Annotated in this window: 17 protein-coding genes and 1 riboswitch; of the genes, 11 read left to right on the forward strand and 6 right to left on the reverse strand. The window is 67.8% G+C overall.

The genetic code is table 11. The annotated features are described in order from the left end of the window. The first annotated feature begins 38 nt into the window (after positions 1–38). Positions 39–1235, forward strand: a complete 1197-nt coding sequence (locus L1081_RS23540) for a porin (protein WP_489414305.1) — start codon at positions 39–41, stop codon at positions 1233–1235. A gap of 109 nt (positions 1236–1344) precedes the next feature. Here the strand turns inward: L1081_RS23540 and L1081_RS23545 are convergent, their stop codons facing one another. Further along, positions 1345–2172, reverse strand: a complete 828-nt coding sequence (locus tag L1081_RS23545; protein ID WP_489414306.1) for an HAD-IIB family hydrolase — start codon at positions 2170–2172, stop codon at positions 1345–1347. Between the two features lie 97 nt (positions 2173–2269). On the opposite strand from L1081_RS23545, the gene L1081_RS23550 reads away from it, so the two are divergent. The 3 genes from L1081_RS23550 to L1081_RS23560 all read left to right on the forward strand — a co-directional run bounded on the left by L1081_RS23550 (position 2270) and on the right by L1081_RS23560 (position 5220). Continuing rightward, complete coding sequence (locus tag L1081_RS23550; RefSeq protein WP_489414307.1) at positions 2270–3265, forward strand: ATP-binding cassette domain-containing protein; 996 nt, start codon at positions 2270–2272, stop codon at positions 3263–3265. Beyond that, positions 3262–4104, forward strand: a complete 843-nt coding sequence (locus L1081_RS23555) for an ABC transporter permease (protein ID WP_489414308.1) — start codon at positions 3262–3264, stop codon at positions 4102–4104. Before L1081_RS23550 ends, L1081_RS23555 begins: the two co-directional genes overlap by 4 nt. Positions 4105–4416: 312 nt before the next feature. Further along, a complete protein-coding gene (locus L1081_RS23560; RefSeq protein WP_489414309.1) occupies positions 4417–5220 on the forward strand; it encodes an ABC-2 family transporter protein in 804 nt (267 codons plus the stop codon). A gap of 7 nt (positions 5221–5227) precedes the next feature. On the opposite strand, the gene L1081_RS23565 is transcribed toward L1081_RS23560, so the two are convergent. Both L1081_RS23565 and phaP read right to left on the reverse strand, forming a co-directional pair. After that, positions 5228–6856, reverse strand: a complete 1629-nt coding sequence (locus L1081_RS23565) for a peptide chain release factor 3 (RefSeq protein ID WP_489414310.1) — start codon at positions 6854–6856, stop codon at positions 5228–5230. A gap of 77 nt (positions 6857–6933) precedes the next feature. Then, positions 6934–7425, reverse strand: a complete 492-nt coding sequence (gene phaP / locus L1081_RS23570) for a TIGR01841 family phasin (RefSeq protein ID WP_489414311.1) — start codon at positions 7423–7425, stop codon at positions 6934–6936. 259 nt (positions 7426–7684) lie between these two features. Beyond that, a riboswitch (S-adenosyl-L-homocysteine riboswitch) is annotated at positions 7685–7753 on the forward strand. Between the two features lie 67 nt (positions 7754–7820). Here phaP and ahcY point away from each other — a divergent pair. The 4 genes from ahcY (at position 7821) to L1081_RS23590 (ending at position 11592) form a co-directional block, all read left to right on the forward strand. Continuing rightward, positions 7821–9260 carry an adenosylhomocysteinase gene (ahcY, locus tag L1081_RS23575; protein WP_489414312.1) on the forward strand — a complete coding sequence of 480 codons (1440 nt, stop codon included), beginning with the start codon at positions 7821–7823 and terminating at the stop codon, positions 9258–9260. Further along, the gene (locus L1081_RS23580; RefSeq protein WP_489414313.1) at positions 9260–10051 is read left to right on the forward strand and encodes an SAM-dependent methyltransferase; all 792 of its coding nucleotides are present in this window, start codon (positions 9260–9262) and stop codon (positions 10049–10051) included. The genes ahcY and L1081_RS23580 overlap by 1 nt, the downstream gene beginning before the upstream one ends. Positions 10052–10060: 9 nt before the next feature. Then, on the forward strand, positions 10061–10885 hold the full coding sequence (metF, locus tag L1081_RS23585) for a methylenetetrahydrofolate reductase [NAD(P)H] (RefSeq protein WP_489414314.1): 825 nt from the start codon (positions 10061–10063) through the stop codon (positions 10883–10885). Positions 10886–10974: 89 nt separating this feature from the next. Further along, positions 10975–11592, forward strand: a complete 618-nt coding sequence (locus L1081_RS23590; protein ID WP_489416831.1) for a septal ring lytic transglycosylase RlpA family protein — start codon at positions 10975–10977, stop codon at positions 11590–11592. A gap of 30 nt (positions 11593–11622) precedes the next feature. On the opposite strand, the gene L1081_RS23595 is transcribed toward L1081_RS23590, so the two are convergent. Further along, positions 11623–12573 (reverse strand): 23S rRNA (adenine(2030)-N(6))-methyltransferase RlmJ, encoded by a 951-nt coding sequence (locus tag L1081_RS23595; RefSeq protein ID WP_489414315.1) that lies wholly within the window; start codon positions 12571–12573, stop codon positions 11623–11625. Positions 12574–12765: 192 nt separating this feature from the next. Between L1081_RS23595 and rplM the strand changes: the two genes are divergently transcribed. The 3 genes from rplM to erpA all read left to right on the forward strand — a co-directional run bounded on the left by rplM (position 12766) and on the right by erpA (position 14146). Beyond that, a complete protein-coding gene (rplM, locus tag L1081_RS23600; protein ID WP_015867439.1) occupies positions 12766–13197 on the forward strand; it encodes a 50S ribosomal protein L13 in 432 nt (143 codons plus the stop codon). 12 nt (positions 13198–13209) lie between these two features. Continuing rightward, complete coding sequence (gene rpsI, locus L1081_RS23605) at positions 13210–13602, forward strand: 30S ribosomal protein S9 (protein WP_319439585.1); 393 nt, start codon at positions 13210–13212, stop codon at positions 13600–13602. 178 nt (positions 13603–13780) lie between these two features. Further along, entirely contained in the window at positions 13781–14146 is a 366-nt protein-coding gene (gene erpA, locus L1081_RS23610; RefSeq protein WP_007827949.1) for an iron-sulfur cluster insertion protein ErpA, read from the forward strand. A gap of 115 nt (positions 14147–14261) precedes the next feature. Here the strand turns inward: erpA and L1081_RS23615 are convergent, their stop codons facing one another. Further along, positions 14262–15389, reverse strand: coding sequence for an anhydro-N-acetylmuramic acid kinase (locus tag L1081_RS23615; RefSeq protein WP_489414316.1), 1128 nt, complete (start codon positions 15387–15389; stop codon positions 14262–14264). A gap of 43 nt (positions 15390–15432) precedes the next feature. Further along, positions 15433–16773 (reverse strand): peptidoglycan DD-metalloendopeptidase family protein, encoded by a 1341-nt coding sequence (locus L1081_RS23620; protein WP_489414317.1) that lies wholly within the window; start codon positions 16771–16773, stop codon positions 15433–15435. Positions 16774–16906 lie beyond the last annotated feature (133 nt).

A 16906-nucleotide genomic window follows, 5' to 3' on the forward strand; every position in this document is an offset into this window, starting at 1 on the left:
CCTCGGAGCGGCGACTTTCCCATCCTGGAGTGACACGAATGAAAAAATCCCTGCTTGTTCTGGCTGCCCTGGCGGCATGCGGCGCCGCGTCGGCGCAATCGACCGTGACGCTGTTCGGCGTGGTCGATGCCGCCTACCGCAACGTATCGAACAAGAGCACGTCGACCAATCCTTTCGGCCCGGCCTACAGCGTGAAGGCCAGCCGCACCGAGCTGGCCAATTCGGGCCTGAGCTCGAGCCGCCTCGGCTTCCGCGGCGTGGAAGACCTGGGCGGCGGCCTGTCGGCCAGCTTCTGGCTCGAAGCCCCGATCACCAACGACGATGGCGCCACCGGCGTCTCCAGCTTCAGCCGCCGTTCGACGGTGAGCCTGGCGGGCAGCTTCGGCGAGTTCCGCCTCGGCCGCGACAAGACCGCCACCGTGATGAACGAGGAGCAGTTCGACCCGTTCGGCGACACCGGCATCGGCGGCTCGCTGATCATCGACGCCAACGAAGCCAGCGTGCCGGGCACCGGCTACGGCAGCAACAGCACCTACAAGCGTGCCGGCAACATGGTGCAGTACTTCCTGCCGCGCCTGGGCGGCTTCTACGGCAACCTGGCCTACGGCCTGCACGAGCAGACCCGCACGTCGCCGACCGCTGCCGCCACGACGAACACCGGCCGCCACATCGGCGGACGCCTCGGCTACACGACGGGCCCGTTCGACATCGCCGCCAGCTATGCGCAGAACGACACGAGCTTCACGACCGGCAGCGGTGCTTCCGCCGTGGCGCGCCCGGGCCAGATCAAGACCTTCAATCTCGGCGCGACCTACGACTTCGGCGTGGCCAAGCTGTTCGGCGAATATTCGCGCTCGAAGGACGAACGCGATGCGCTGAACATCTTCTCGGCGGGACAGGACGTCGACCTCACGGGCTACCTGCTCGGCGTCACCGTGCCGGTGGGCCCGGGCGTGATCCGCGCGTCCTATTCGCAGGTCAAGTATGACTTCAACCGCGTGCCGACCTTCGGCGCGAACATCGCTGACCCCAAGGCCAACAAGATCGCACTGGGCTACGTGCACAACCTGTCGAAGCGCACGGCGCTGTACGGCACGGTCGCGCGCGTGCGCAACAAGAATGGTGCGGGGCTCACGGTCGGCGCCGGTCCGTCGTTCCCCACGGCCTTCAACGGCACCGCGCTGCAGGCCAGGACCTCGACCGGCTACGAGTTCGGCATCCGCCACACGTTCTGAGCCGCGCGAGCTGCCACAACAGTTTCTCCAAGGGTCGTTGAACCGATCCATTCGGCCCGCCTCGTGCGGGCCTTTTTTGGCCCGCGATTCCCTGGGCCGCAACTGCCGGTCAGCGAACCAATAGCACGGCGCGCGCCGCCTCGGCAAAGCCCGCGCCGCGCTCGCCTCCGGTCACGTAGCGCGGCAGGTGCTCCAACTGAGGCACGAAGCGCGCGACGTTCGCCACGCCGATGCTGCTCGCGAAGGTGCGGAACATCAGCTGGTCGTTGGTGGAGTCGCCCACATAGGCCCAGCGGTCGAGTTCGTCGTCGAGCGCGCGGCCCCAGAGTTCGCGCACGATCCAGCGCGCGCCTTCGAGCTTGTCGTTGTCGCCGTACCAGCCGTTGATGTGGATGCTGCTCACGGTGGCGTGCATGCCTTCGCTGCGCATCAGCGCGACGACGCGGGCGATGGTTTCTTCGCTCAGCAGCACGAACTCGCTGTGGTCGATGGCGATGTCGGTCTCGCGGCCCGGTGAATCGGTGGCGCGCTGCGCGCCCGGGATCTCGCGTTCGATGCGCGCCAGCACGGCCTGCATGCGCTCGAAGTTGGCGGTGCGCGTGGGCGCGTCCTGCATGTAGCGCTTCTCGATCTTGCCCTCGGCCGCAGGCAGCAGCGCCACCGCGCCGTTCTCCGCCACGATGGCATCGACCGGCCAGGTGTTGACAAAGGGCAGGCTCCAGCCCACCGGCCGGCCCGTGATTGCCACGACGGCGAGGCCCGCGGCCCTGAGATCGCCGAGCGCCTGCAATGCGTCGGGGGTGATCGCGCCCTCGGTGGTGAGCGTGTCGTCGATGTCCGTGAACATGCCCGCGAGCGCGCGGCGCGTGGGCGCGGCCCAGCGGTCCAGCGGCAGCAGATGGGTGGGCGAGGGCGGCAGGGAAGGCGGCGAAGGCATGGCGGGCGGGCAATCTCTGGAGAGCCCGTGATCGTACCGGCGGTTTCGTGTAGCATCCCGCCCCCGCCGCGCGTTCCAGGCCGGCGCGGCGCTTTCCATGCCCCACATCCTCGTCGACCACCTTCTCAAGAGCTACCGCATTTCCGAGCGCGACCCGGGCGTGATGGGTGCGCTGCGCGGCCTCGTGCAGCGCCGCCATCGCACGGTGCAGGCGCTGTCGGGCGTGTCGTTCTCGCTCGAGCGTGGCGAGCTGCTGGGATTCATCGGACCGAACGGCGCGGGCAAGTCGACCACCATCAAGATTCTCTCGGGCATCCTGCGGGCCGACGGCGGGCGCGTGGAGATCGACGGACGCGATCCCTTCGCGGACCGCGAGCGGCACGTGGCTCGCATCGGCGTGGTCTTCGGCCAGCGCACGCAGCTGTGGTGGGACCTGCCGGTGGGCGACGGCTTCGACCTGCTGCGCGACATCTACCGCGTCGAGCCGGCGCGCTATCGGCGCACGCGCGACGAACTGGTCGCGCTGCTGCACCTGGAGCGCGTGCTCGGCCAGCCGGTGCGGCAGCTCTCGCTGGGCCAGCGCATGCGCGCCGAGATCGCGGCGGCGCTGCTGCACGAGCCCGACATCTTGTTTCTCGACGAGCCGACCATCGGCCTCGATGCGCCCTCAAAGCTCGCGGTGCGCGACTTCGTACGCCGCGCCAACCGCGAGCGCGGCACCACCGTGCTGCTGACCACGCACGACATGCATGACATCGAGGCGCTGGCCGAGCGCGTGATCGTCATCGGCCACGGCCGCGTGCTGGCCGACAGCCCGGTCGAGGCGCTGCGCGCGCAGGTGATGGCCGAGCGCCGGCTGGTGGTCGACTTCGCACAGGAAGCGGCGCTGCCCGACCAGGTGCCCGGCGCCACGGTGCACGCGCGGGACGGCCAGACGCTGGTGCTCGATTTCGATCCTGCGCTGACCTCCGCCCCCGCGCTGATCGCGCGCATCGCCGCTGAACACGCGGTGGAAGACATCCGCCTCGAAGGCATGGCGATCGAGGCCGTGATCGCGCGCTTCTATGCCATGCACGGAGCGGCCGAAGCGTGAGCCCGCGCGAGCTGCTGCGCCCCTATGCCGCGGCCTTCGTGTCGCGCTTCATGCAGATGCTGCAGTACCGCACGGCGGCGCTTGCCGGTTTTGCCACGCAGTGCTGGTGGGGCGGCATCAAGGTGATGGTGTTCGCGGCGTTCTACAGCGGCAGCGCCATCGCGGGCGCGGCCTCGCCGATGTCGCTCGCCCAAGCCATCAGCTACACCTGGCTCGCGCAAGGCCTGCTGGTGCTGCTGCCCTGGCTCGGCGACCCCGAGGTGGCGCAGGCCGTGCGCACCGGCGCGGTCGCCTACGACCGTTTGCGGCCGGTGGATGCGTACGCACTGTGGTTCGCGCGCAGCGCCGGCTGGATCGCGGCGCGGCTGTTGCCGCGCATGGCGCTGATGGCGGCCTTCGCGGCGGTCGCGTTACCGCTGGCGGGGTTGGGCGAGTGGGCCTGGCAGCTGCCCGCGAATGCGGTGGCCGGCATGGCCTTCCTGCTCTCGATCGGGCTCGCGCTGCTGCTGTCGACCGCGATGGTGATGCTGCTCAACGTGGCGGCCACGGCGGCGCTCAACGAGCGCGGCATCAGCGCGGTGGCCACCCCCGTGGTCATCGTGTTCTCGGGCAACCTGCTGCCGCTGGCGCTGCTGCCCGACGCTTGGCAGGCCGCGCTGCTGGTGCAGCCGCTGGCGGGGCTGTTCGACATTCCGGCGCGGCTGTACTTCGGGCAGCTGAGCGGCTGGCATGCGCTGGGGGGCTTGGGCTTGCAGTGCTTCTGGATTGCCCTGCTGGTCGCATTCGGCCGCCTGGCGATGGGGCGCACGATGCGTAGTCTGCAGGTGCAGGGTGGCTAGGGTGACTTGCTGTTTCCTTGCTGCGCGCCGTCGTTCAGGGCGCACTCCCGCCGACGGAGTACGCGGCGAAGCGAATGTCCCCCGGCCTGCGGCCTCCTCCTTGATTTCGCCGCGCAAGGCACCCCATCGACGTGAGCGTTGGGCAGTGCGGTCGTTGATCGATCAGCACAACGACCGCGCTAGGTGTGCACAGGACACCGGGCGCTTCCCGCAGCGAAATCAAGGAGGAGGGCGAAGCCCGGGGGACATTCGCGGAGGGAAGTACCCGGTGGCCTGTGCACGCGCCCTGAACAGCGGCGAGGGCCACTGAAGATGGGCGCCCTCCCTCTCTTCTTCCGCCTCATGGCCGCCTCCATCAGCGGCCAGGCCAGGTACCCCGCGTCCGCCTTGCTGCTGACGCTGGGCCAGTTCCTCGGCACAGGCATCGAGGTGATCGCCGTCTGGGCGCTGTTCCACCGCTTTGGCGAAGTGCAGGGCTGGAGCATCGGCGAGGCCGCGCTGTTCTATGGCCTGGTCAACTGCATGTTCGCGATTGCTGACGCACTGGGGCGCGGCTTCGACGTGCTGGGCACCGAGTTCCTGCGCACCGGCACTTTCGACCGGTTGTTGCTGCGCCCGCGTCCGCTGGCGTTGCAGCTCATGGGCCACGACGTGCGCATCAGCCGCCTGGGCCGTCTGCTGCAGGGCCTGCTCGTGCTGGCCTTCGCAACCGTGCAGGCCGACATCGCATGGACGCCCAGCGCCGTGGCCGTCGCGCTGTTCGCCATGGCCGGCGGCATCGCGCTCTTCCTCGGCATCCTGGTGCTGCAGGGCACGCTGTCGTTCTGGACCGTCGAAAGCCTCGAGATCGCCAACGTGCTCACCTACGGCGGCGTGCAGGCGGCGCAGTACCCGCTGGCGCTCTATGCCCAGTGGTTCCGCCGCGTGCTGACCTTCATCGTGCCGCTGGCCTGTGTGGCGTACTACCCGGCGCTCGCGATCCTGGGCAAGCCGGATCCGCTGGGCGCGCCGCGCTGGGTGGGCATGGTGTCGCCGCTCGCCGGTTTCGTGTTCCTCGCGGCGGCTTTCGGCGCATGGCGCATCGGGCTGCGCCACTACGCCTCGACGGGCAGCTGAGCCTGCGTCAGCCCGCGTTCTGCAGCGCCAGCCCCGCGTGCTCCCGCAGCGGATGGAAGTGGATCTTCGGAAAGCGCTCCTGCGCCAGCCGCACGTCGTAGGGCGAAGTGCACAGGAAGGCCAGCGTATCGGCCGCGTCCTTCGCCATGCGCTGCGGATAGGCGTTGACGAATTCGCGCAGCTCGGCCGGCGAATCGGCCGTGATCCAGCGCGCGCCGGTGTACTGGCAGCCTTCGAGCCGCACGTCGGCGTCGTACTCGGCCTTCAGGCGGTGCTGCACCACCTCGAACTGCAGCTGCCCGACGGCCCCCAGCAGCATCGGCCCGCCGATCTCGGGGCGGAACACTTGAATGGCGCCTTCCTCGCCGAGCTGGGCCAGGCCCTGCTGCAACTGCTTGGTGCGCAGCGGATTCTTGAGGATCACCGTCATGAACAGCTCGGGCGCGAAGAAGGGCAGGCCGGTGAACTGCAGGCTCGCGCCGTCGGTGATGGTGTCGCCCAGCTGCACGCCGCCGTGCGTGGTGAAGCCCACGATGTCGCCGGCGTAGGCCTCCTCGACTGCCTCGCGGCGCTGGCTCATGAAGGTCACGACGCTGGTGGGGCGCAGCTCCTTGGCCGTGCGCTGCACCTTGAGCTTCATGCCCGGCGTGTACTTGCCCGAGGCCATGCGCACGAAGGCGATGCGGTCGCGGTGGTTGGCGTCCATGTTGGCCTGCACCTTGAACACCACGCCCGCGAAGTCCTTGTCCTCGGGCTGGATCTCCTTCACCACCGGCTGGCGGTTGACCATCGTGGTGCTGGTGCGCGACTGCGGCGAAGGCGCGAGGTCGACCAGCGCGTCGAGCACTTCCATCACGCCGAAGTTGTTCACGCCGGAGCCGAAGAACACCGGCGTCTGCTTGCCGGCCAGGAAGGCCTCGCGGTCCCAGGTGGGCGAGGCGCCGGTGGCCAGTTCCATGCTGTCCATGGCGGATTCGAAGTCGGCGCCGAAGCGCTTCGTGAGCGTGTCGCGTTCGGTCAGCGCGATGGTCTCGAAATCCTGCGGCAGCCGCTCGCTACCCGACTCGAACACCGTCATTGCCTGTGTGCGCAGGTTCATGATCCCGCGGAAGCTCTTGCCCTGGCCCACGGGCCAGGTCATCGGCACGCAGGGCATCCCGAGCTCGCGCTCCACCTCGTCGAGGATGTCGAGCGGCTCGCGCACCTCGCGGTCCATCTTGTTGACGAAGGTGATGATGGGCGTGTCGCGCTGGCGGCAGACCTCGATCAGCCGGCGCGTCTGCGCCTCCACGCCGTTGGCCGCGTCGATCACCATCAGGGCAGAGTCGACCGCCGTGAGCACGCGGTAGGTGTCTTCCGAGAAGTCCTTGTGGCCGGGCGTGTCGAGCAGGTTGATCACGTGGTCGCGATACAGCATCTGCATGACCGACGAAGCCACCGAGATGCCGCGCTGCTTCTCGATTTCCATCCAGTCGGAGGTGGCGTGCCGCGAGGCCTTGCGCGCCTTCACCGAACCGGCGATCTGGATCGCGCCGGAGAAAAGCAGCAGCTTCTCGGTCAGCGTGGTCTTGCCGGCGTCGGGGTGGGAAATGATCGCGAAGGTGCGACGGCGGCGGGTTTCGGAGAGAAAAGACAAGATGGGGCAATCTGCAGGGGGATGGCCCGATTTTAGAAGGCGGCCCCGAACCGCCTGTCCGACCCGCCGAAAACGCCTTACTTGCGCTGCAGCAACTTCGTCACTTCATCCACATTGGCCTGGATCCGCTGGCGCACCAGCTCGAACGCATCGGCCTGCGACTTGGCCGCGAGGTTGGCCAGTTCCTTGATGTCGTCGATGGCGCGCTGGAACGACTGGCGGCCGAGTTCGTCGAGCTTGGCGAGGTTGGCCTTGGCATCCTTGCCGGGCATTTCCTTGGCGGCCGTCTGCCATTCGGCGATGGCGCTCTTGATCATCTCGGTCTGCCGCTGCACCACGGTCTGCAGGCCCTGGTAGGACTTCTGGTTCGCCTGCATCAGCGCCTGGAGGTCCTTCTGTCCACTCTCGAGCAACTTGCTCGCGCCGCCGGTCAGGTTGAGGTCCTGCAGGCGGTCGGTCATGGCCTTGAGATTCTTCATGGGGTCGAGCATGTCGGCGGCTTCGGGAGCCGCCCTGGTGCTGCTGCTGGCGGTGGTCTTCTTCGCGGCGGCTTTCTTGGCAGTGGCCATGGTGCGGTATCTCCTGTGTCGGGTGAAGAACGAACGGGTGAGCGGCAAGGACCGGCCGGAGGGCCAACAGTCCCTCGCCACGATACGCCGCGGCAGCCCGCCCGCGGCGCCGCGGCGGCAAGATTTGCCTGCGGGATTTCCCTTGGAACTTCCGGGGGGTTGGGGCCAAGTCGATTTATGCCCCGGATGCGAATTGCGCTTTCCGGCATGTGGGATGCCCCGGCGGTTGGCTCGCCTGGGCGCCCCGTCTACAATCCGCGGTTCCGAGGAGCGTTGCAGCGCCGCCAGGCGTGAGGCTCGGACCACATCGCAACCACGCTCACCCGCTGTTCTCGCGGTGAGTCTTTTCCCCCGAACGCAGTGGCACCTTTCAAACTAGCTTTGTTGGAGTTCTCATGAGCGCTGTTCTCAAGCCCACCCCCGTTTCCACCGCCGACCAGGCAATTGCCGACCTCTCGCTGGCCGCCTGGGGCCGCAAGGAAATCCGCATCGCGGAAACCGAAATGCCTGGCCTGATGGCCATCCGCGAGGAATTCTCGAAGGCGCAGCCGCTCAAGGGCGCGCGCATCACGGGCTCGCTGCACATGACGATCCAGACGGCCGTTCTGATCGAGACGCTGCAGGCGCTCGGCGCCACCGTGCGCTGGGCCTCGTGCAACATCTTCTCGACGCAGGACCATGCCGCCGCCGCGATTGCCGCCGCCGGCACGCCGGTGTTCGCGATCAAGGGCGAGTCGCTGAAGGACTACTGGGACTACACCCACGCCATCTTCGACTTCGGCCCCAAGGGCTCGCAGGGCGAAGGCCCCAACATGATCCTGGACGACGGCGGCGACGCCACGCTGCTGATGCACCTGGGCCAGCGCGCCGAGAAGGACCTGGGCGTGCTCGCCAAACCCACCAGCGAGGAAGAACGCGTCCTCTACGCCGCCATCAAGGCCAAGCTGGCGGTCGATCCGACCTGGTACACCCGCAAGTCGGCCGAGATCATCGGCGTGACCGAGGAAACGACCACCGGCGTGCACCGCCTGAACGAGATGAGCGCCAAGGGCACGCTGCTGTTCCGCGCCATCAACGTGAACGACTCCGTCACCAAGAGCAAGTTCGACAACCTCTACGGCTGCCGCGAATCGCTTGTCGACGGCATCAAGCGCGCCACCGACGTGATGATTGCCGGCAAGGTGGCCTGCGTGGCCGGCTACGGCGACGTGGGCAAGGGTTCGGCCCAGGCGCTGCGCGCGCTGAGCGCCCAGGTGTGGGTCACCGAGATCGACCCCATCAACGCGCTGCAGGCCGCGATGGAAGGCTACAAGGTCGTCACGATGGAATATGCCGCCGACAAGGCCGACATCTTCGTGACCACCACCGGCAACAAGGACGTGATCCGCCACGAGCACATGGCCGCCATGAAGGACCAGGCCATCGTCTGCAACATCGGCCACTTCGACAACGAGATCGACGTCGCGTCGATCGAGAAATACGAGTGGGAAGAGATCAAGCCGCAGGTCGACCACATCACCTTCCCCGACGGCAAGAAGATCATCCTGCTGGCCAAGGGCCGCCTCGTGAACCTGGGCTGCGGCACGGGCCACCCGAGCTTCGTGATGTCGTCGTCGTTCGCCAACCAGACCATCGCCCAGATCGAGCTCTTCACCAAGCCCGACGCCTACCAGGCCGGCAAGGTCTACGTGCTGCCCAAGCACCTCGACGAGAAGGTCGCGCGCCTGCACCTGAAGAAGGTCGGCGCGATGCTGACCGAGCTCACGGACGAACAGGCCGCCTACATCGGCGTGAGCAAGAACGGCCCCTACAAGCCGGACACGTACCGGTACTGATGCGCGCCGACCAATTGCTGGTGGAGCGCGGCCTTGCCGCGTCGCGTTCGCAGGCCGTGCGGCTGATTGCCGGCGGCATGCGCTGGCGCGATGCGGGCAGCGCGGACGCGTGGCGCTCGGTGGTGAAGAACCGCGACGAGGTGCCCGAGTCCGCCGAGGTCGAGCTCGACGATGCGGCCGAGGCGCGCTACGTCTCGCGCGGCGGGCTCAAGCTCGAAGGCGCGCTGGCAGCCAGCGGCGTCAGCGCCGACGGCAAGCTGTGCCTCGACGTGGGCCAGTCGACAGGCGGCTTCACCGACTGCCTGCTGCAAGGCGGCGCGGCGAAGGTGGTGGGCGTCGACGTCGGCCACGGGCAGCTGCATCCGAAGCTGCGCGAGGACGAGCGCGTGGTGGCCATCGAAGGCGTCAATGCGCGTGCGCTGTCGCCGGACGATCTGCAGGAGGAGGAAGGCGAGGAGCCTTCCGTCCTGCGCTTCGACCTGATCGTCGGCGACCTGTCGTTCATCTCGCTCACGCTGGTGCTGCCGGCCGTGGTGCCGTTCCTGGCCGGCGACGGCCAGCTGCTGATGCTTGTCAAGCCGCAGTTCGAGCTGCAGCCGGGGCAGGTCGGCAAGGGCGGCATCGTGCGCGACGCGTCGATGTACGCGGTGGTCGAGAAGCGGCTGCGCGATGCCTGCGAGGCGCTCGGGCTGCGCGTGCTGCGGTGGTTCGACAGCCCCATTGCGGGCGGCGACGGCAACCGCGAGTTTTTCATTCACGCCGTTCGCGCGGACACTGCGAACGGTTCCTAGGAGACGCAGGTGCGCCTTCCATTGAGTTTCGAATTCTTTCCGACCAAGACGCCCGAAGGCGCGGTCAAGCTGCGCGCGGTGCGCCAGCAGCTGTATGCGCGCAAGCCCGAGTTCTGCTCGGTGACCTACGGCGCGGGCGGCTCCACGCACCAGGGCACCTTCGGTGCGGTGCAGGAGATCCTGTCCGAGGGCGTCGATGCCGCGAGCCACTTCTCGTGCATCGGCGCCACGCGCGCCACCGTGCGCGAGCAACTGGCCGAGCTCAAGGCGATGGGCGTGAAGCGCCTGGTCGCCCTGCGCGGCGACCTGCCGAGCGGCTACGGCATCGGCGGCGAATTCCAGTACGCGAGCGACCTCGTGGCCTTCATCCGCGAGGAAACCGGCCGCGACTTCCACATCGAGGTGGCCTGCTACCCCGAGGTGCATCCGCAGGCTCGTTCACCCGAGGCCGACCTGCAGGCCTTCGCCACCAAGGTGAAGGCCGGGGCCGACTCGGCGATCACGCAGTATTTCTTCAGCCCCGAGGCGTACTTCCGCTTCGTCGACGACGCACGCAAGCTCGGGCTCGACGTGCCGATCGTGCCGGGCATCATGCCGATCACCAGCTCGACGCAGCTCATGCGCTTCTCGGATGCCTGCGGCGCCGAAATCCCGCGCTGGATCCGGCTGCGGCTGCAGGGCTTCGGCGACGACACGGCCTCCATCAAGGCCTTCGGCCTCGACGTGGTGACCGACCTCTGCGCGCGGCTGCAGGGCGGCGGCGCGCCGGCGCTGCACTTCTACACGATGAACCAGTCGGTGGCCACGCTGGCTGTACTGGAGCGCCTCGGTTGAAGGGGTGGCGTCCTGGAGCGGGCCATCGGCTGCTCACTTCGCTTCGCATTGCGCTCGTCGCGGCAACCTGCGTGCTGGCCGGCTGCGCCATGCCGCCGGCCACCGAGGGCGGAGCCGCGGCGGACGCGCAGAAGGACAAGGACGCCAATGCAAAGCTGCTGCCCCTGCCGCGCAAGCTGGCGGTGCCGCCGGGCGCCCCGGCCCGCTCGAGCGTGCCTTCGGTTCGCTATGACCTCGCGGTATCGGGCACCGGCGAACTGGGGCCCGACGACGGCGTGCCCGGAGACAGCGGCCCGCGCGAGATCTTCGAGCGCGGCGGTGCCTCCTGGTACGGCATTCAGTTCCACCAGCGCAAGACCGCGAGCGGCGAGCGCTTCGACATGATGGCCATGACTGCGGCCCACAAGACCCTGCCGTTCAATACCCGCGTTTGCGTGCGCAGCCTCGTCAACGGCAGCGAGGTGCTGGTGCGCATCACCGACCGAGGGCCCTACGCGCAGGGCCGCATCATCGACCTGAGCCGCGGCGCGGCCGAGCGCATCGGCCTGATCGGGCTCGGCATCAAGCAGGTGGCGCTGACGATCATCGACCGCGAGGGCATGCGCTGCGGCGGCTCCGAGGTGGAGGAGGGCGAGGCGCAGGCTCCGGCGGCCTCTCCCGCACCTGCACGGCGCCAGGTGAAAGTGCCGCCGCGCCGCCGCCGATAAATCCGCAAGAAGACCCGCAGGGGGAGGCTGCTAGCCGCCCGCGTCGAGCGAGAAGGTGGCGTTCCGGTCTTGCGCCAGCCGCTCCGCCAGCTGGGGCAGGGCGGCCGCCAGCAGCGGCTTCAGCGTGTAGGGCGGGTTGATCAGGAACATGCCGCTGGCCGGCAGGCCAGGGCGCTGGGTTTCACCCGTTGGCGTGGTGGTCAGCTTGCTCGACTTGACCGTGAGCGTGGCGTGCAGCCAGGGCTTGCCCGCCTTGGTGGCCAGGGTCTTGAGCCGGCGCGGCAGGTCGTGCGCCTCGGGGCGCGGAATGATCGGGTACCAGATCGCGTAGGTGCCGGTGGCAAAGCGCTTGAGCGCCTCGGCCGCGAAGTCGAGCACGCGGCCGTAGTCGCTCTTGATCTCGTAGCTCGGGTCCATCAGCACCAGCGCGCGGCGCGAGGGCGGCGGCAGGAACTTGGTGGCGCTGCCGAACCCGTCCTCGCGCAGCACCGCGATCTGCCGGCCCGCCTCGAGCTGGGCGATGTTGGCGTCCAGCGTGCGGGCATCGGTCGGGTGCAGCTCGAACAGCTTGAGCTTGTCGTGGTCGCGCAGCAGGTGCTGCACGATGAAAGGCGAGCCGGGATAGATGCGGGCGCCGCCCTTGGGGTTGAAGTCGTGGATCACGCTCAGGTAGCGCGCAATCGCGTCGGCCAGAGGCGCCTCGGCTTCGGGCGCTGCCTTTTTGGCGGCGGACTTGGCGGCAGGGATCGGCGAGGCGGGGGCTTTCTTGTCCGCCAGCAGGCGCAGCACGCCCTCGGCGGCCTCGCCGCTGGTGCCGGCGTAGTCGCCGTCCAGGCGGTACAGGCCGGCGCCGGCGTGGGTGTCGACCACGGTCAGCGCTGCTTCTTTTTCGAGCAGGTGGTCGAGCGTGGCAATCAGCACCGTGTGCTTGAGCACGTCGGCGTGGTTGCCGGCGTGGAAGGCGTGGCGGTAACTGAACATGGGGTCGATGGTAACGGCTTGGGCAGCCTCTTGGTCCAAATTTGCCCCGATTGGCCGATTCTTCGTATAATCGCGGGCTTCGCAGCGTTTTTGTAGCCCCGCGGCGGAGATTATCCCCACCTAAGAGATTCCCGTCAGAGGAACGCCGACCGTGGAAAAGGGCTCGCCAAACCCTCTTTATAGAGAAAACTCATGACCAAAACGTTCAGCGCCAAGCCCGCTGACGTGACGCACGAGTGGTTTGTGATTGACGCGACCGATAAGGTCCTCGGACGAGTAGCCAGCGAAGTTGCTCTCCGTTTGCGCGGCAAACACAAGGCCATTTACACGCCTCACGTCGATACCGGTGACTTCATCGTCATCATCAACGCAGCCCAGCTGCGCGTCACCGGCGCCAAGCCGATCGACAAGGTCTACTACCGTCACTCGGGCTACCCGGGCGGTATCACGGCCACGAACTTCCGCGACATGCAAGCCAAGCACCCGGGCCGCGCCCTGGAAAAGGCCGTCAAGGGCATGCTGCCCAAGGGCCCGCTCGGCTACGCGATGATCAAGAAACTCAAGGTGTACGGCGGTGCAGAGCACCCGCACACCGCCCAACAGCCCAAAGTGCTGGAACTGTAAGGAGCCTTGAGAATGATTGGTGAATGGAACAATGGCACCGGCCGTCGCAAATCGAGCGTCGCCCGTGTGTTTCTGAAAAAGGGCACCGGCAAGATCACGGTCAACGGCAAGGACATCCAAGAGTTCTTCGGCCGCGAAACCTCGATCATGATTGCCAAGCAGCCCCTGGTGCTGACCAACAACACCGAAGCGTTCGACGTCATGGTCAACGTGAATGGTGGCGGCGAATCGGGTCAGGCCGGCGCAACGCGCCACGGCATCACCCGTGCGCTGATCGACTACGACGCAAGCCTCAAGCCGGTGCTGAGCCAGGCCGGCTACGTCACGCGCGATGCACGTGAAGTCGAGCGTAAGAAGGTCGGTCTGCACTCTGCACGCCGCCGCAAGCAGTTCAGCAAGCGCTGATACTGTTCATTGCGAACAAAAGCCGCCTTCGGGCGGCTTTTTCATTGCCGCGGCCTTGGCGGGTGTGTGTTCGACCCCACTTGTGTTGGGTGCTCGTTGCCACTCGCCAGCCAGGAATGCGGCATTGCAGTAGCATTGGTTCATTGGCCGCATGTACGGCCCCCAAGGAGTTATCCCCATGAGCGCTGTTGCCGAAAACATCCAGACCCAGATGCCCGAACCGATCGTCTTCACCGACAGTGCGGCCGCCAAGGTGGCCGACCTGATCGCCGAAGAGGGCAATCCCGACCTCAAGCTGCGCGTGTTCGTGCAGGGTGGCGGGTGCTCGGGCTTCCAGTACGGTTTCACTTTCGATGAAATCACGAACGAAGACGACACCACCATGACCAAGAACGGTGTGTCGCTGCTGATCGACGCCATGAGCTACCAGTACCTGGTCGGCGCCGAGATCGACTACAAGGAAGACCTGCAAGGCGCCCAGTTCGTGATCAAGAACCCGAATGCCACCAGCACCTGCGGCTGCGGATCGAGCTTCTCGGCTTGATGCCCGGCTGGTGCTGTCGCCAGCATTCGCCCTTTAAAAAAGCCGCCTTCGGGCGGCTTTTTTTGCTGCCCGCTGCAATGGCCATGAACGCCCATGAGCCTCGGCGTGGCGGCGGTCAGGCGGGGTAGATCGCCCCGAGCACGCGCCCGCCTCTTGCGCCGGTCACGCTGGCCAGGTTCCCGGCTTCGCGCCGTACCGTGCTGCGGGCCAGCCAGGCAAAGGCTGCGGCCTCGACCTGCAGCGGGGGCAGGCCGTGCGCGGTGGAGACGGCCACTTCCACGCCGGGCAGGTGCGCGCGCAGGCGCTCGATCAGATGGTCGTTCAGCGCCCCGCCGCCGCAGACGATCAGCAGCTTGCTATCGCTTCCGTAGCGAAGAACGTCGGCTGCACATACGTTGGCGGTGAGTTCGGTCAGGGTGGCCTGCACGTCGGCGGGCGCTGCGCCGGTGGCCGGGCCCAAGGAGGCGGAAAGCCACGCAGGATTGAACAGGTCGCGCCCGGTGCTCTTGGGAGGCGCCTTCGCAAAATACGGATCGGCCTGCAACCGCGCCAGCAGTTCGGGCAGCACCTGCCCACTGGCTGCCCATTGCCCGCCGCGATCGAAGGGCTGGCCGGTATGGAGCTGGCTCCAGTGGTCCATCAGGGCATTGCCGGGGCCGCAGTCGAAGCCGAGCACCGTCGGCTCTCCCGGCGCATCGGCCGCCGGCAGCAGGCTCAGGTTGGAAATGCCGCCGATGTTCAGCACCGCCACGGGTTCGCCCGCGCGCGCGAACAGCGCACGGTGGAAGGCCGGCACCAGCGGCGCGCCCTGTCCGCCCGCCGCCAGGTCGCGGCTGCGGAAGTCCGCCACCACGTCGATGCCGGTCAGCTCGGCCAGCAGCGATGGGTTGTTGATCTGCAGGGTGTAGCCGACGCCGTCGAACTCGGTGGGCCGGTGGCGCACCGTCTGCCCGTGTGCGCCGAGGGCCGCCACCTGGCTGGCAGGAGTGCCGCTGTCCCCCAGCAGCTGGCTGGCGACGCTGGCGTAGATCCGGGCCAGGCCGCTGCCGGCCAGCGCGGCACGGTGGAGCTCGTTGTCGCCCGGGGCGTTGAGTGCCATCAGCTCGGCGCGCAAGGCGGCGGGAAAGGGGGTCGTGGCATAGGCCCGCACGGTGATACGGCCGTCTGCGAAATCCGCCAGCACGCCGTCAACCCCGTCGAGCGAGGTGCCAGACATCAGGCCGATGAACAGTTCGGCGGCCATCGAAATACGGAAGGCGAGCCGCGCGCCGGGGGCGGCGCGAGGCTCAGTCTGCGCTGGCCTGGACGACCGAGAACGCGGCGGCCAGTTCGGTGCGCGCACCGACCGCCATGCGTTCGAAGGCCGGGCGCATGGCCGCGGTGATCGGGGCGCCGCCCTCCTGCGCGATGGAGGCCGGGTCCTGGTATTCGCCGTTCACGCGGAACTCGAAGTGCAGGTGCGGGCCCGTGGCCCAGCCGGTGGAGCCCACGGCGCCGATCGTCTGGCCCTGGGTGATGCTCTCGCCGGCCTTGACGTTGATGCGGCTCAGGTGGGCGTAGGCCGTCTGCTGGTTGTTGCGGTGCTTGATGATGACGATGTTGCCGTAGCCGCTTTGCGTGCCGGCGAAATCGACCGTGCCGTCGCCAACGCTGCGCACCGCGGTGCCCGTGGGCGCCGCGAAGTCGATGCCGTTGTGCTGGCGCCAGCTGTTGAGGATCGGGTGCATGCGCATCGCGAAGCCGCTCGACACGCGCGAGAACTCGACCGGCGAGCTCAGGTAGGCCTTGCGCAGGCTATCGCCGTTCGGGCGGTAATAGCTGCCCTTTTGGCCCGGGGGCTGGAACCACACGGCCTGGTGCACCTTGCCGCCGCTCTCGAACTCGGCCGAGAGCACGCGGCCGCTGCGCAGCGCCTGGCCGTCGGCCTCGAAGGTTTCGTAGACCACGGCGAAACGGTCGCCCTTGCGCAGCGCGCGCACGTCGACGTCGCCCGCGAAGATGTCGGCCAGCTGGCTGGCCACCGCGTCGGGCACGCGGGAGTCGTCGGTGGCGGCGAACAGCGAGGTGCGGATGGTGCCGCTGGCCAGGCGCGTGCCCGGCGTCAGCGTGTCGCGCTCGGTGAGCGCCACGAAGCCGACTGGCGTGCGCTCGATGACGAAGCGCTTGAAGCCGCCGTCGCCATCGGGAATCCAGCGGGCGCTCAGCTTCTTGAGCTGGTTTTCCTGCGTGGCTTCGGCCGTGACGGTGCGCCCGGCGCGGGCGAACAGGGCATTGCGGGCTTCGCTGCTGCCGCGCACGAAGGCGGTGGCGGCAGGGTCGGAGATGCCCAGGCGCTTCAGCAGGGCCTCGGCCGTGTCGCTGGAGCGCGTGATGTCGGTGCGAAACAGCGTGAAGCTGAAGTTTTCCAGCGATTCGCTCTGTTCGGCGAAAGACAGCGGAGCGGTCGCTTCGAGGACCTGCTGCACCGGGAGGTCGGAGGCGTCGGGGCCCAGGGAGGCCACTGCCAGGGTTCCGGCGCTCAGCAAGGCAGCCGCGATGAGCGCGGTGATCTGCTTGGGATAGGTCCGGAACGTATAGGCCACGCGAGAAGCCAAAAGCTCCTCGGCGGCGAGAATGCCGTTGATCAAACTATGAATTCCAGCTCAGGTTCTGCAAATCCGCGCTGCAAAGCCCAGGACGGACAGGGCGGCAGGGCGGTGCGGAAAAAAGCGCCGCTTAGAATTCGGCGCTAGAAAAGTCGGGCTGAGTATAGCTTCGGCA

The organism is Variovorax sp. MSC1_012 (assembly GCF_023667525.1).
In the GTDB taxonomy this organism is placed as follows: domain Bacteria; phylum Pseudomonadota; class Gammaproteobacteria; order Burkholderiales; family Burkholderiaceae_C; genus Variovorax; species Variovorax beijingensis_B.

Coding starts and splice junctions, on each gene's coding strand:
- phaP (WP_489414311.1), bottom strand. CDS start 7,425: ATGGCCACTGCCAAGAAAGCCGCCGCGAAGAAGACCACCGCCAGCAGC.
- L1081_RS23595 (WP_489414315.1), bottom strand. CDS start 12,573: ATGTTCAGTTACCGCCACGCCTTCCACGCCGGCAACCACGCCGACGTG.
- L1081_RS23550 (WP_489414307.1), top strand. CDS start 2,270: ATGCCCCACATCCTCGTCGACCACCTTCTCAAGAGCTACCGCATTTCC.
- L1081_RS23545 (WP_489414306.1), bottom strand. CDS start 2,172: ATGCCTTCGCCGCCTTCCCTGCCGCCCTCGCCCACCCATCTGCTGCCG.
- erpA (WP_007827949.1), top strand. CDS start 13,781: ATGAGCGCTGTTGCCGAAAACATCCAGACCCAGATGCCCGAACCGATC.
- rplM (WP_015867439.1), top strand. CDS start 12,766: ATGACCAAAACGTTCAGCGCCAAGCCCGCTGACGTGACGCACGAGTGG.
- L1081_RS23590 (WP_489416831.1), top strand. CDS start 10,975: ATGCCGCCGGCCACCGAGGGCGGAGCCGCGGCGGACGCGCAGAAGGAC.
- L1081_RS23560 (WP_489414309.1), top strand. CDS start 4,417: ATGGGCGCCCTCCCTCTCTTCTTCCGCCTCATGGCCGCCTCCATCAGC.
- ahcY (WP_489414312.1), top strand. CDS start 7,821: ATGAGCGCTGTTCTCAAGCCCACCCCCGTTTCCACCGCCGACCAGGCA.
- L1081_RS23580 (WP_489414313.1), top strand. CDS start 9,260: ATGCGCGCCGACCAATTGCTGGTGGAGCGCGGCCTTGCCGCGTCGCGT.
- L1081_RS23615 (WP_489414316.1), bottom strand. CDS start 15,389: ATGGCCGCCGAACTGTTCATCGGCCTGATGTCTGGCACCTCGCTCGAC.
- rpsI (WP_319439585.1), top strand. CDS start 13,210: ATGATTGGTGAATGGAACAATGGCACCGGCCGTCGCAAATCGAGCGTC.
- L1081_RS23540 (WP_489414305.1), top strand. CDS start 39: ATGAAAAAATCCCTGCTTGTTCTGGCTGCCCTGGCGGCATGCGGCGCC.